This window comes from Paenibacillus sp. HGF5 (genome assembly GCF_000204455.1).
Taxonomy (GTDB): Bacteria; Bacillota; Bacilli; order Paenibacillales; family Paenibacillaceae; genus Paenibacillus_AQ; species Paenibacillus_AQ lautus_A.
The window spans coordinates 21,497-34,781 of sequence record NZ_AEXS01000019.1; the positions used below are offsets into that span (position 1 = coordinate 21,497).

The following is a 13,285-nucleotide window of genomic DNA, read 5'->3' on the forward strand; positions in this document are numbered from 1 at the left end:
GCCACAAAAAAGGGCTCAAAATATTAAATTCAACGAAAACCCCAAACGTACCTGAATCATATGGTAAATAAACGATTACCCGCATTGACGATGAAGGAAGAAGGGATAGATGAGATGAATTACATTCACATGCTCTCCAGATTAGGCATGGGCAGTGCCCACCCGGGAGGATTCGAGGCAACCCTCAGAATGCTGAAGAATTATCCCATTCAACCGGGCAGCCGCATTTTGGAGGTAGGGTGCGGAACCGGCAGAACAGCCTGCCATCTTTCGGAGATGGGTTATCAAGTGACCGCCATTGACTTGAACGAAAATATGATCAAGAAAGCCCGCGCAAGAGCCGAAGCCATGGGTATGGACGTAGAATTCCTGCAGGCAGATGTATGCGCATTGCCTTTCGAAGACAACCGGTTTGATCTGATCATGGCCGAGTCCGTCACCGTATTTACGGATACCTCGAAATCGCTGCCCGAATATTACCGCGTTCTGGATCGCGGAGGCGTCCTGCTGGACAGGGAACTGCTGCTGGATAAGCCGATGCCGAAGCCGAAGCTTAAGGAGCTGCTCGAATTCTTCGGCATTCCTAATCTGATGATGAAGGAAGAATGGGCGGGGGCCCTCATGTCTTGCGGTTTTAAGCAGGCAGAATTTTTGGAGTACAACCACTTCAACGAGCAATTAAAGGAAGAGCAAACCCGTCATCTGGATGCGTTTGAGCAGCGCGATAAAGGACTCCTGTTCGATGCTGCGCTCTGGGAAACGCTGTTCAAGCATGACCGCATGATTCTGGATAATACCGATTTTCTCGCTTCCGCCTTATTTCGTGCCGTGAAATAATCCGGCTTCATATCTATGCATCAAGAGGGGATCTGCATATGGCTATGCTTCCCCTCACTTCCATCACACTCAGTTCTTTCGACCTAATTCAACACTTTTTGTCAATTCGTTATATCTAGTTTAGCCCGTCGATGCTATAATCATGGTAAATATATCCTATGTTGTTGAGGAGGACTCATTCTTATGGCATGGTTCAACAGACTCCCTATGTCTCAAAAAATCACCGCAGCCTGTTATCTCATTGCCGCTTTGTTTGCGGTACCCATGCTGCTTGCGTTTATTCTGATGGGTAAAGCAATCATTGGCGTGGTCATCGTCGTGGTACTAACCGGGCTTACTTTTCCTCTTTCTCGTCTCATTGAGAAAACGCTTACGAACTCCTTCGCGGAAATTTCCAGCGTTTCCGCCAAAATCGCCAAAGGCGACTTCACCTTCCAGGTGGAGGAGGTTGGAGGCATGAACGATCTGAGCAGAACCTTCAACAGCATGGTGGACAAGCTTCGCAAAATATTGCAGGAAACCTCGGATATCACCCGTCAGGTGATGACGTCAAGCTCAAGCATCTCGATTAAAAACCAGGAGCTTATTCAAGTGATGAATCAAGTCTCCCTTTCCTCCAACGAGCTGGCCGTCGGCGCCAACGAAATTTCGGAAGACGTATCCGAAATGACGCACTCCATCCGTGAGATCGAAGAGAAGGTCAGCAATTATACGCATTCGACCCAAGAAATGAATACCCGGTCGATCGAAACGCTGGGACTGGTTGAACAAGGAAGGGATTCGGTAGCCAAGCAGTCTGCAGGGATGCAGCGAAACATTGATGCCACGGCCAAGGTTTCGGAATCCATCGATGCGCTGGCCCAAAGCGCCAGAGGAATCACGAAGATTACGGAGACGATCTCCGAGCTTGCCGATCAGACCAACCTGTTGTCCCTGAACGCATCCATCGAAGCGGCCAGAGCTGGCGAGCATGGCGCAGGCTTTGCCGTTGTCGCCCAGGAGGTGCGTAAACTGGCCGAAGAATCTACGTCTTCAACCCGGGAAGTATTCAATCTCGTTCGGAGCATCGAATCGGACATCAAACACGCGTCCCAAAACATCAAAATCAATGAGGAGGTCGTCAGGCAGCAGACCGAAATGATCCGCGAAGCAGAGCTTGTGTTTATGGAGATCGTAAACAGCGTGCAGTATATTTCGGATCAGATCGCCGCTTTCTCTAAGGAAAGCCAGTCCATGCTGGATAGCGCGCAGAGCATTTCTTCCGCGATTCAGAATATATCCGCGATCACGCAGCAATCCGCTGCCGGAACGGAGCAAGTGTCGGCCTCCATGAACGAAGGCATCTCGTCGATCCAGAAGATGGCTGAAGAAGCGGAAGCGATGAATAACGCCGTTTTCCGGCTGCAGAAAACCATCAACATTTTCAAATTTTAAGCAGCGAGTCAGTCTACATAAGCTCGCATTTATCGCATCTAAACTTAAAGGCCAAAGAATCTAACGAGATTCTTGGCCTTTTTATCATCCTATCTCTTGACGCTCGCTCCATAACCGCGCAAGGTTCACAAGCCGCCCTTCCTCAAATTCGGCGCGGTAAATATCAGGCAATGTCGTTCCCAGCCAAAAATGATAATCGAAGTGCTCATCATAACGCTGGAGTATGAGTGTCATGATATCGCCGTGCGTGCCGATCGCTACCCGCTTGCCTCCATATGCATTCAAAATGATCTCGAAGGCCCGGATCGCACGGCTTTGCGCGGCTTTACCGGATTCCCCTCCGGGGAAGGAGAAGGCCGGATCCTGGAACAGTTTCTTTTTGGCATCAAGGAAGGAATGTCCATGAAAATCGCCGGCCATCCGTTCTCTTAAGTCCTCCTGCTCCACAATCGGTAATCTTAAAGCGTCCGCCAATGGTTGGACCGTGTCCTTGGCGCGCTGATAAGGGCTCGACAGGATCGCGTCAATCCCTTCATCCAGCAGCATCTCCTTTATTCGCTCCGCAGCAAGCGATCCCTGCGCCGACAATCCACGAGACCGTTCCATCCCCACGATAAATGGCGATTCCGCATGTCTCACAAAATATATAATCGTCATTCTTCGATCCCCGCTTTTGGACTCGTCTCTAAATCGGGCTCCATCATCATCTCGACAAACGGCGTTAACGGCAGCAATCCCAGTGTGTCAATCGGAATCCATTGGGCTCCCAAGGAGTCTTGACCGTCACCGCCCGTTTGGATTCTAGCTTGGTCATCCAGCAGCTCGACATCATAAATTATGCCGATATGATGCAGTTCTTCCATCTGATTCGCTTCATACTGATACACGATCGTATAAGAGACGGCCGTCCGAATGCTTCCCTTAATTGAACCAAGTCCGGTTTCCTCCATAAATTCGCGCTGAAGGGTATGCTCCGGCCCTTCGCCGAACTCGATCGAGCCGCCTGGTAAATCCCACTTCCCCTTATGCGGCCCTCTCGCTTTCTGGATCAACAGGATATGATCATGCTGAATCAGTATTCCATAAACGCCGAGATGCGTATGTTTCACCATGGTCAATCCCCTCCTTTTCTCGCAGTAAAGGTCATCCATCGACTTCGGAATAGAACGTCTCTCCCATCCTTCACTTCTTGAATATCCTGCTGCACCTGCCGCCTCGTTAAGATTTCCCATTCCGAATACAGCTCGTCAAGGATAGAAAGGGCCCTTTCGGTCGACAGATTCAACTCGATTAACCCTTCTTCCTCCAAACCAGTCTCCCGATCGATTTCCTTCACTTCCGTACTCATCATGATGCAGTGAATGCCCTGGTCCACGGTTCCAGCCTGCATTTGTTTGACCTTACATACGAAGGCTTCTTCCGAGCTCAAATGCTCCAGGCATGAACAGGCAATGATGTAATGATATGACGCCTCGGTAATTTCGTAAAACTCTACGTCTGCTGCAAGTGCCTCGATGCTTGAGCTTACGCCGTACATCGCGGCATACTGCACCAGCTTGTCGATAGCCGATGGCAGCAAATCCACGCAGATGACCTGCCCGTTCGCCGATTGGATCCGCTGCGCAACCGGGATACTGTTGCGCCCGACGCCGCATCCCAGATCCAGGACCCGCATATCCGGAAACGGCAAAAAGTCCAAATGATCCAGGACCGTCTGAACGGGCTTGACCAACCAGCTCCCAGGTTCAAACAATACGGCATCTTCATACAATTTCTCGTGATACGACTTTTCCTTTTCTCGCGCACGGTCGAATATATTCAATGTTATAACCCCTTGTTTTTGCCGTTATCAGCCGCTTTCTAACAAATTCCACATAAGAATGCCTAAATCCTTGCCGAACAACGTATCTCTTACTTGGCAAACTCTTTTCTAATCCTCGATGATCGCTAAACGCGGCCACTGATTCTTCCATTGTTTCTTGCGTACCCGTTCCAAGTAATAGCTCCGCTTATCAAAGTTAGGACTTCTTCGAACCCGAAGCGCGAATAAATCCTCCAATCCGTAAGGACAGCAAAGCTCAAGCTCCCCTGCGACGTTCAGTCTGGCCCCGACCGCGGTGGCCGTCTCCGGCCAATGGGTTAGCGCTGCATGGGTCGAATGATAGGGCTCGTCTCCGTTCTTGGCATGCATTCTGGCCTGATTCTTGACCGACCATTTCGGGTTCGCCGTCGAGGTCCTTAAGTGCTGTTCCAGGGCAGCATCCCGTTCTTCGGACACATCATCCGAATCGAAGTAAACGACATCGATATCGGTATGCCGGTCCGTCCCGTCTAATCCATGCAGGATGTCCCATACATAATTTCGGATGTAACCTGCGGCAATATAACATTGCGGCAGGGCTAAATCCCGAACGATGCCCAAATCCGCCATCAATGGCTTGTGCTGCCTTATGTATTCCTTTAACCGTTCCTCTAACATGCCTTTCACCGCCCATGAATGGTTGATATGAATCCCAGCTTGCTTGTAATTGTGTCGTCTCCAGGTCCCTCACGTTTACGAACCCCGCCGAATATGCGCGAGTATGCCCCTGAGAACCTTAATCCGTGTAAAAAAGCATAGACCGCTTCACGAGGAAAACGGCCTATGCACTCTTAGATAAAACTATTATATTCCAAATAATCCCTGACTTCTAGTCCCTCCTTGTATCGGGAAGCTGCTTACACAGCCGCATCCACCCGCTCCTGCGATGCCCCGTCGCAGCGCTTGCACACTTTCAGGGCAGTCCCGTCCGATTTGGTCCGAGGATACAACAGTTTGGTCCGGGTACTCTTGCACACCGGGCATGTGCCGCGTGCGCGAGTTGGTAGGTTCCACAAGGATTTGCCTCTTTTTTGTTTTGCCATGAACAGATACCCCATTTCATAGATTCATTATCGTCACTCTTACATATATGAAAGGGTTCGGCATAACATGTCGGCAGCTCCCATGGAATCTTGCAATATATAACAAAAAGAGAAGGCATCCGTAAACGCCCTCTCTTAAGCAGCATGATTCATGTATTCATAAACGCCACAATCTCTTCCTTAGCCGGTATGGAGGATTGAGCGCCCGGACGGGTCACCGTCAATGCAGCAGCTGCGGTCGCAAACCGCAGCGCTGCTTCCGTATCCAGCCCCTCCGTGCGAGCCGCCGCATAAGCACCGATGAAGGTATCCCCTGCCGCCGTGGTATCCACGGGTTTGACGCGGAAAGCCGGAACGTTAAATCGCTCGCCGCGTGCATTTCCATAGAAGCACCCTAACTCGCCAAGGGTGATGATCACGTTGGAGGTACCTCTTCCGATGATCGATGCTGCAGCAGCCTCGGCCGAAGCCGCGTCCTCCACCCTCAGACCGCTAACCACGCCTGCTTCCGTTTCGTTTACAATCAAAGTATCCAGCAGCGGAAACACCTCGTGCGGAATCGTTCGCGCGGGGGCCGGATTCAGCCAGACGCGAACGCCTGCCTTGCTGGCCGATCGGATGACATGCTGTGTCGTCTCCCACGGAATTTCATTCTGCAGCAGCACCGCATATACGCCGTCCCAGTTCACTTCGGCGGCAACATCCTCTTCGGTCAGCCGCCCATTGGCTCCTTCCGAGAGCACGATATAGTTCTCGCCTTCTTCGTTGACCGTGATGATCGCGATTCCGGATGTGCCTGCCTTGGTGAGAACGGACGAGACGCCAACGCCGCGCTCCTCCAAGGAAGCAACCAAAGTGCTTCCAAAGGGATCCAGTCCCACGGCGCCGACCATGCTGCAATCAGCACCTGCCAAGGCTGCGGCCACAGCTTGATTTGCCCCTTTGCCTCCGGGAAAAAACTGTGCGTCCCTGCTGTGAATCGTTTCCCCCGGCTGGGGAAACTGCGCAACATTACTTACAACATCCATATTAATGCTTCCAATGACAACCAGCTTGCGCAAATTTAACCGCTCCCTTCTGTTAAACCGGCTTCGGCTCGAATGTACGGACGCGAACTTCCTTGATCTCGTTCTCGCCATCCTCCAGACAACCAAAACCGAACATGCCGTGAGCATAGGCGGTTTCCTTGCATTCCAGCACATTCTCTCCATTAATATACAAGATGAACCTGTCCCTCTCGGACACCAGCTTCAGGCGGTATTCTTTACCCAATGCCCAATCGTATTTTGCCGTAATCAAACGCTTGATTCCGAAATCCTGTTTGATAAACGATACGGAGTTCGGGCCGTCGAAGCCGGCCAGATAATGACGCATGACGCCTTGCGCCCTTGCAATAACACAATGGCTGGTGCCGGATATCGGCTTGATGGTCGCTTCAATCTCCATATCGCCGGCATAATAATTGCCGGAATAGGACGAGGTATCCCCTTCAGAGGAACAATGCAGGGCACCGTCACGCAGTTCCCATTTCCCGCGATGATGCGAGAATGGGGTGACGGAAGCGAACTCTTTGGCCTGCTTGGCAAAATCGATCGTATAGTCTGAAGCCCCCGCGATGCGGAATTGCCCGACGAACAAACTTCCGATGGCACGGTTCAAGAGCGGCGACGGGCTCTCCAAGATCCAGCCGATCTCATCGATCATGGCACCATCCGTATCCGGGATGACGAATTGCACCGCGTTCCACTCTCCGCACACGGGAGTCAACGCAGCCAAACGCACATCCTCCTGCGTATAGGTATTGCGCACATACGGAGTCAAGGTAACCGGTTCGCCTTCCCACTGATCCACATAAATGTGGGCGGATACGGTTTGTCCGCTGTAGGCCAGCGGCGCAAAGGTCGGCTTATACTTCTCATCGTTGAACTCGGCGCGCCGGTAGAACGGTTTGAAATAGATTTTGCTGCTGTCGCCTTCAACCAGTCTGTCAAAAACCACTTCCAGCGATCCTCTGCTGTCATAAACCTGTTTCGTCGAATGGCGAACGACCGGCGTTTTGAAGGAATGGCTCGTCCGGAAGCCATGCGTAGATCCCGGCAGGTCGAAATCAAAGTATACCTCGCCCTGCTTCACCCGACGAACCAGCTCTTCAGGTGCTTTCTCTCCGTTAAGACGATACCCAAGCAGAGCAAGCTCTTTGGCGAATGTCGGAAAATCCACCAGATTCAAATAGCCGGACACGCTGGAAGCCACGATGAAGTCATTGATCGGCTTGCGGTAATGATCCGGGATTCCCGCCAGACCTCCGTAAACGCCGAGGATCGTTCCCACATTGCCTGCATTGCAATCGGTGTCCCAGCCGCACATCGACGCGATCTCGACCGTGCGCGCAAAATCTCCCTCGCCATACAGAAGGGCAAGCGCGCACACGCCCGCATTCGGGATAATGTGGCATACGCCCGTATATTTATCGTATCCCCAGTGGTCCTCCAAATATTGGCGGCAAGCGCGGAAATCGGAAGGCTGCTCCCGGTGGAAGTCCATCACCGCATGGACCACGCGCGCATAGGTGGAGTCATCCGGAATCATGCGCAGGCCTTCCGCGATAATCTCATCCATGGATGAAGCATTAAAGGCTTTGGCTATGCAAGCGGCCATGAAGCGGGCGCCATACAGCCCGTTGCCGTCGTGGGAGACGCTGGCCGCTTTTTCCGCGTAATCCGCTGCTTTTTCCGCTTGCCCCGGGAACAGCAGACCCCAGGAATCGATGAAAATCTGGCCGCCGATCTGCTCCGCCATCTCCGTGCCGTTGACCTCGATCGAACCGGAACGAGGGGCCGGGATGCCTTTGCGCAGATTCACATAGGCGCGGTGCTCGGTACTGATATCCTCGCCGCCCCACCAGAACATGCCGATCCCTTCCCTAGCGTAATTGAGCCATGCCTTGCCCACATCCTCCGGCAAAAGCTCACGGTCCGTCGCATCGTCATACAGCGCGCGAATAAAGAAAACCGGACCGTTTGCGTCATCGTCGGCGGCAAAGGTTTTGTACGGCTTCACGTAATCCCGGATATCGCCGTATACGTCCCGAATGCGTTCATACGTCCAGGCTACCGGTTCGATGGGAGCACCGAGCCTTATGCCAATGTTCATGCCGATGAATCCCGCATATACCGTCTCTACATAATGTTTAGGTATCATTTGCTCTCCCTCCTGTTTCAACCATTCTTATACATCCGCTGAGTTCCAATGGCTTGCAAAAAACTATGGACTCACAATATTCTTCCGAGATTCATTGATGCGAAGATCCTCCTCGATGATCTTCGCGGCAATGCCGCTGAACCGGTCGGCGATGGCGCACAGGTCCAAACGATTTACCTTATTCAGATGTTCGATATCCTCCTTGCGGATGACCTCGCTGCCATACATGGCGCCCAGGATCACCCCGGCCATGACGCCGATCGAGTCCGTATCGCGCCCGGAATTAACCCCGTCCAGGATCGAACGGTAGTACTCTCCGTCATTGAGCACGATGAACGCCAGTGCCATCGGCAGCTCTTCAATCGACCATAGGCGGCTTGGCGTATAATGGTTGCTCGGGATGCCGACCTTGTCGATATGGCGGCTCACGTCGTCGCCCATCGGCGAATATTTAACCATGATCGCTTGCAATACCTCGATCACTTTGTCCATGTCATCCCGCTCCTGCCGCAGATCGCGCGCGGCTTGCGTCATCTCCACAATGGCAGCTTTCGTGCCGTCTTTCGCCAGGCTGATGGCGGTGCGGACAATATCGTCCACACTCACCCCTGGCTCAAAGGCCTTCGCCACGCAAGCGGCGAGCACGCCCGCGGCTTCCAGGCCGTAGCTGCTCTGATGACCCATCGCAAACAGGATGGCTTCATCATAAGCTGCTTTGGGATTGCCCGCATTAACGATCCCGATCGGGGCGATGTACATCGCCGCCCCGCAGTTCACCATATTTCCGATGCCGCCTTCTCTCGGATCGCAATTGGCCAGCACATGACGCATGAAGATGTATTTTTCCGGATAGAACAATCGGTCAATTATCAACGTTTCCTCATTCAGCTCAGGGACAAACGTCTTGCGGAACGCAATCTCCTTCACGAACTCGTTGCCCATATCATAGGCATCCAGATGCCTGCCCTCGGTAAGATACACGTTCATGAGCGCAATGGTCATCAGCGTATCGTCCGTGACAATGCCATCGCCCCTTACCCGGCCAAGCCGGACGTCGGGGGGCAGGTCCATCTTATGCCATCTTGTCATGAGGGATTCCACGCGTCCGTACTTGGACTTGATCTCCCCGTACGTCAATTTCTCGATTGGAGCTCCCATTGCGTCTCCGAGCGCGGTGGATATCACCACGCCCCTCACCCGGTCACGAAACGAAGTCATAGTTATAGGCTCCTTACTTGATGTTGTCGTTGGCGTATTTCGTTATCTCTGCTCCGCCTGCAGCATTCCAGGCTTCAACGAATTGGTCGAATTGGGACAAGTCCTTCTTGCCTGTAATAAAGTCCGTCGAATATTCCTTGTACAGATTGTTCATCGCATCCCAGTTCGCAATGAATTGCTCAGGGATGATGAAATTATTGTCTTCCGTGTAGAAATCGCCAGCCATTTTCAACGATTCGGTTCCAGGCTCACCCAAAAGCGGCGTTTTCAAAGGCGTCTCGGATTGGATCTCGGTCGGCTCCCAAAAACGCGCATACCATTCGCTGTAGTATTTCTCGTTCAGCTCGATCTTGCCGTCAACGACCTTATAATGCTCGTCTTCGAAACCGAGACGGTCCAGCATTTGCCCCTTCGGACTTGCAAGGTAATCAAAGACCTTGAACGCCACGTCTTTATGCGGAGACTGGGAAGAGATCGCAAGTCCTCTGGATTCCTTCGTCACGTCGGTTGCCCCGAAGCCCTGAGCTTCACCCTTGGCAGGCGGCAGCACGATCAGGTTAGCGTCATCTCCGCCGAGCTCCTGCATTCTTCCGTCGTACAAATCGATGATTTTGCCGGCTGTGCCCGTAATAACGGCAGCTTCTCCTTTATAGAAGGCATCTTCCTTCGTATCCCACTGCTTCGTAATGAATTGCGGGTCGAGCAGCCCTTCCTTGTAAAGCTTGTTGTAGAACGTCAGCTTTTCTTTTTCCTTCTGGGAAACCTTGGAGTATTCATAAGTGCCGTCGTCCTTCTTAAGCCAGGTCGTATCCAAACCGAAAGCCGTATTGAAAATGAAATTGATCTCGGCAATATCGCCTGCTGCCGTCAGCGCGTAACTCGGCTTGCCTTCACCCGGCTTCTTCTCCACCAATTCCTTGAAGAAGGCGTAATAATTGTCGACGGTCGGATTCTCCATCAAGGCTTTAGAGCTCTCCATGGCATTAAACCAGTCGGCCCGGATGACCGGGGTCTTCGGTGCGAGCGGTTTGATCCACAGCAGATACGGATAGCTTGCCATCCGCGTTTGGTTATGCGGCTCGATGATATCTTTAATGTAAGTGGATTTTTCAATGTAAGGCGTCAGATCCTCCAGCAGGCCTTGTTCGGCAATTTGCTGGTCGCCGCCTTGGAAGTAGATAATATCCGGAATGGTTCCGCCCAACAGCAGCAGATTCAGGTTCTCGGCATAACTGCCCTGTGCCAGATCCACAAGCTCGAATTTCACGTTCAAGCCTTCGTCTTCGGCCAGGGATTTCTCCAAGGTCTCGAAGAATTTAACGGAAACGGGATTCGCCGTTCCTTCATCCTTGTACACGATCTTCAGCGTAACCGGATCACCGCTTCCTTCAGGCTGCGCGGTCCCGGGCTCGGTCTGGCCCGCTCCCGGCGTCTTCGAATTCGATGTACATGCCGACATGACCATAACCAGCATGGCAACGATTAATAACAGGCTTAATTTTTTCATGTTCATCTTTCTCCCCTTTTTTGAATTTGAACATTCATGCCTTAAGTTAAGCTGCCTTCCTTAGCTTAATCCTTGACTCCGCCCTCCAGTTCGCCTTTGGCGTAATATTTCAAAATGAACGGATATAGGAATAACAGCGGCACAATCGCAATCATGATCGTACCTGCCTGCAGGGAAGCGAAATCAAAATTGATCGAGCTGTCGAACATGTTCTGGTTCCCGATCAGGGACGTATTGTCCTTACGGACAACAAACTGTCTGAGCACGACCTGCAGCGGCCATTTGGTCGGGTCCGAAATATAGAGCGTCGCCCGGAAATATTCATTCCAGTGATACACCCCGTAGAACAAGCCCAAGGTCGCCAGCCCCGGTTTGGAGAGCGGCAGGATGATGCGGCTGTACAAGCGGAAATGGCCTGCGCCGTCGATTCGGGATGCCTCCAGAATCTCCTCCGGAATGTCCTGAATGAACCGCATGAGAATAAAGAGATAGTATACGTTGATCGCTTTATACAGGATCAGCGAAGTTAACGTATTCATCAGTCCGAGATCCTTCACGAGCAGGTATTCGGGAATCATGCCCGGCTCGAATACCATAATGACGATCAGGAAAAACAACACGACCTTTTTCCCGATAAACTCGGTTCGGGCCAGCACGTACGCTGCCATGGAGGTCAGCAGCAGATTCAGGAATGTGCCTGCCACGGTAATCCATACCGAATTCAGAATACTGCCCGTGATCAAGGGATTGGACAACAACAGCTGGTAGTTGATCGTTGAGAATCCCTTCGGTATGATGTCCAGACCGCCCATCAGATGGGCTTTGCCGGGGTCGGTCAGAGACAGCGCCAGCAGATTCAGGAGAGGAACCAAGACCATGAGCGTAAATACAAACAACATCAGATAAATGACGATTTTGGAAATTTCAAGCCGTCTCATCGTAAATCCCTCCTTTACCAGACGCCCTTGCCCGAGAAGCGCTTCGATATGAAATGCGTGCCCAGGATGAGAATAATGCCGATCACGCCCTTGAACAGGCTCGCTGCGGTTGCATAAGCAAACTGCCCGTTTCCGATACCGATCCGGTACACATACGTGTCCAGAATATCGACCACGCTGATGATGGAATCGTTCATAAAGTTAAACACCTGATCGAAACCAGCATTCATGAAGAAGCCCAGATTCAGAATGAAGACGGTTACAACTGTGCTGTATAAATGAGGAAGCGTGATGTACCTCATCTGCTGCAGCCGGGTCGCCCCGTCGATCTTGGCTGCTTCATACAATCCTGGGCTGATCTTCATGATGGCTGCCAGATAAATGATGGAATCCCAACCCGCGCTTCGCCAGATTTCGGAGAATACGAGCACCCAGCGGATATGCTCCTTGCTGGTCATGTAATCCACGGATGGCAGTTGAAAGAAATTCGCAATCAGATTGACTCCGCCTTCGGCTGGGTTCAAGAGACTGATCCAGATCCCGGCAATCACGACCCACGACAGGAAATGCGGCAGATAAACCACGGATTGCACATATTTGCGGTATTTCGAGCTCCGAACTTCATTAATCAAAAGCGACAGCATGATCGGAATCGGGAACACGAATACGATTTTCATCAAACTGATGATGATGGTATTCTGCAGCACGCTCGTGAAGGCGGGAGAGCTGAACAATGTCTTGAAGTGCTTCCACCCGACCCACACATGATCCCCAAGAATCCGGTAATCCTGAAAGGCGAGTTTCATGCCGTACAGCGGAATGATGTGAAAAACAAAAAAGTAGAGCAGAGGCAGCGACAGCATCGCGTATAATACCCAATCCTGCCTTAAGCGTCTTAACACCTTCATGGGTTACCCCTCCTCCCCGTGTTCGATGGATAACTTCATGAGGGGAGCATGCTGCTGGGCACCGTACACGTCGCGGTCGCCGACGCTGCCCGACGATATGTCCCGCGACATCGTGATCTTGAAACCCAGCGCCTGGTCGAAAAACACCAGATGATGAATCTGCTCCTCCCGTATCTGATACAGCTCGCATATGGTCCGTTTCGATATGATGCCGGACTGTTTCACTCTGTCATATTGCTCCTTGGAATCAAACAACACGTCTAATGTAATTTCGAAGGGGCCCGAGTTTTTGCTTCGCAGCACCTTCGCCAAATCGCCGAGTTGAGTCATGGTTTGAT

General features: G+C 51.9%; 14 protein-coding genes. 2 read left to right on the forward strand and 12 right to left on the reverse strand.

Translation table 11 applies throughout. The features are described from left to right. Nucleotides 1-114 precede the first annotated feature (114 nt). Nucleotides 115-837 carry a class I SAM-dependent methyltransferase gene (locus tag HMPREF9412_RS02825; RefSeq protein ID WP_036671102.1) on the forward strand — a complete coding sequence of 241 codons (723 nt, stop codon included), beginning with the start codon at nt 115-117 and terminating at the stop codon, nt 835-837. Nucleotides 838-1,020: 183 nt separating this feature from the next. After that, nucleotides 1,021-2,271 (forward strand): methyl-accepting chemotaxis protein, encoded by a 1,251-nt coding sequence (locus HMPREF9412_RS02830; RefSeq protein WP_009589820.1) that lies wholly within the window; start codon nt 1,021-1,023, stop codon nt 2,269-2,271. A gap of 84 nt (nt 2,272-2,355) precedes the next feature. Here the strand turns inward: HMPREF9412_RS02830 and HMPREF9412_RS02835 are convergent, their stop codons facing one another. From HMPREF9412_RS02835 to HMPREF9412_RS02885, 12 genes are all read right to left on the reverse strand, one after another. Continuing rightward, a complete protein-coding gene (locus tag HMPREF9412_RS02835; protein WP_009589890.1) occupies nt 2,356-2,928 on the reverse strand; it encodes a histidine phosphatase family protein in 573 nt (190 codons plus the stop codon). Beyond that, a complete protein-coding gene (locus HMPREF9412_RS02840) occupies nt 2,925-3,383 on the reverse strand; it encodes an NUDIX hydrolase (protein ID WP_009589975.1) in 459 nt (152 codons plus the stop codon). Before HMPREF9412_RS02840 ends, HMPREF9412_RS02835 begins: the two co-directional genes overlap by 4 nt. A 2-nt stretch (nt 3,384-3,385) precedes the next feature. After that, complete coding sequence (locus tag HMPREF9412_RS02845; RefSeq protein WP_009590037.1) at nt 3,386-4,093, reverse strand: class I SAM-dependent methyltransferase; 708 nt, start codon at nt 4,091-4,093, stop codon at nt 3,386-3,388. 108 nt (nt 4,094-4,201) lie between these two features. Continuing rightward, entirely contained in the window at nt 4,202-4,750 is a 549-nt protein-coding gene (locus HMPREF9412_RS02850; protein ID WP_009590047.1) for a nucleotidyltransferase family protein, read from the reverse strand. A 239-nt stretch (nt 4,751-4,989) separates the two neighbouring features. Further along, nucleotides 4,990-5,175, reverse strand: a complete 186-nt coding sequence (locus HMPREF9412_RS31910) for a hypothetical protein (RefSeq protein WP_074961828.1) — start codon at nt 5,173-5,175, stop codon at nt 4,990-4,992. 149 nt (nt 5,176-5,324) lie between these two features. After that, nucleotides 5,325-6,236 (reverse strand): ribokinase, encoded by a 912-nt coding sequence (rbsK, locus tag HMPREF9412_RS02855; RefSeq protein ID WP_009590049.1) that lies wholly within the window; start codon nt 6,234-6,236, stop codon nt 5,325-5,327. A gap of 19 nt (nt 6,237-6,255) precedes the next feature. Then, complete coding sequence (locus HMPREF9412_RS02860; protein ID WP_009589811.1) at nt 6,256-8,376, reverse strand: ADP-ribosylglycohydrolase family protein; 2,121 nt, start codon at nt 8,374-8,376, stop codon at nt 6,256-6,258. A gap of 63 nt (nt 8,377-8,439) precedes the next feature. Then, on the reverse strand, nt 8,440-9,594 hold the full coding sequence (locus tag HMPREF9412_RS02865) for an ADP-ribosylglycohydrolase family protein (RefSeq protein WP_009589899.1): 1,155 nt from the start codon (nt 9,592-9,594) through the stop codon (nt 8,440-8,442). Nucleotides 9,595-9,607: 13 nt separating this feature from the next. Next, a complete protein-coding gene (locus HMPREF9412_RS02870) occupies nt 9,608-11,101 on the reverse strand; it encodes an extracellular solute-binding protein (RefSeq protein WP_036671103.1) in 1,494 nt (497 codons plus the stop codon). Nucleotides 11,102-11,166: 65 nt separating this feature from the next. Then, nucleotides 11,167-12,039, reverse strand: a complete 873-nt coding sequence (locus HMPREF9412_RS02875) for a carbohydrate ABC transporter permease (RefSeq protein ID WP_009589953.1) — start codon at nt 12,037-12,039, stop codon at nt 11,167-11,169. A 14-nt stretch (nt 12,040-12,053) separates the two neighbouring features. Continuing rightward, nucleotides 12,054-12,947 carry an ABC transporter permease gene (locus HMPREF9412_RS02880; RefSeq protein ID WP_009589957.1) on the reverse strand — a complete coding sequence of 298 codons (894 nt, stop codon included), beginning with the start codon at nt 12,945-12,947 and terminating at the stop codon, nt 12,054-12,056. A gap of 3 nt (nt 12,948-12,950) precedes the next feature. Next, nucleotides 12,951-13,277, reverse strand: a complete 327-nt coding sequence (locus tag HMPREF9412_RS02885; RefSeq protein WP_009589826.1) for a DUF4387 domain-containing protein — start codon at nt 13,275-13,277, stop codon at nt 12,951-12,953. Nucleotides 13,278-13,285 lie beyond the last annotated feature (8 nt).

Coding starts and splice junctions, on each gene's coding strand:
- HMPREF9412_RS02880 (WP_009589957.1), bottom strand. CDS start 12,947: ATGAAGGTGTTAAGACGCTTAAGGCAGGATTGGGTATTATACGCGATG.
- HMPREF9412_RS02885 (WP_009589826.1), bottom strand. CDS start 13,277: ATGACTCAACTCGGCGATTTGGCGAAGGTGCTGCGAAGCAAAAACTCG.
- HMPREF9412_RS02850 (WP_009590047.1), bottom strand. CDS start 4,750: ATGTTAGAGGAACGGTTAAAGGAATACATAAGGCAGCACAAGCCATTG.
- HMPREF9412_RS02870 (WP_036671103.1), bottom strand. CDS start 11,101: ATGAAAAAATTAAGCCTGTTATTAATCGTTGCCATGCTGGTTATGGTC.
- HMPREF9412_RS02835 (WP_009589890.1), bottom strand. CDS start 2,928: ATGACGATTATATATTTTGTGAGACATGCGGAATCGCCATTTATCGTG.
- HMPREF9412_RS31910 (WP_074961828.1), bottom strand. CDS start 5,175: ATGGCAAAACAAAAAAGAGGCAAATCCTTGTGGAACCTACCAACTCGC.
- HMPREF9412_RS02865 (WP_009589899.1), bottom strand. CDS start 9,594: ATGACTTCGTTTCGTGACCGGGTGAGGGGCGTGGTGATATCCACCGCG.
- HMPREF9412_RS02830 (WP_009589820.1), top strand. CDS start 1,021: ATGGCATGGTTCAACAGACTCCCTATGTCTCAAAAAATCACCGCAGCC.
- HMPREF9412_RS02825 (WP_036671102.1), top strand. CDS start 115: ATGAATTACATTCACATGCTCTCCAGATTAGGCATGGGCAGTGCCCAC.
- HMPREF9412_RS02840 (WP_009589975.1), bottom strand. CDS start 3,383: ATGGTGAAACATACGCATCTCGGCGTTTATGGAATACTGATTCAGCAT.
- HMPREF9412_RS02860 (WP_009589811.1), bottom strand. CDS start 8,376: ATGATACCTAAACATTATGTAGAGACGGTATATGCGGGATTCATCGGC.
- HMPREF9412_RS02875 (WP_009589953.1), bottom strand. CDS start 12,039: ATGAGACGGCTTGAAATTTCCAAAATCGTCATTTATCTGATGTTGTTT.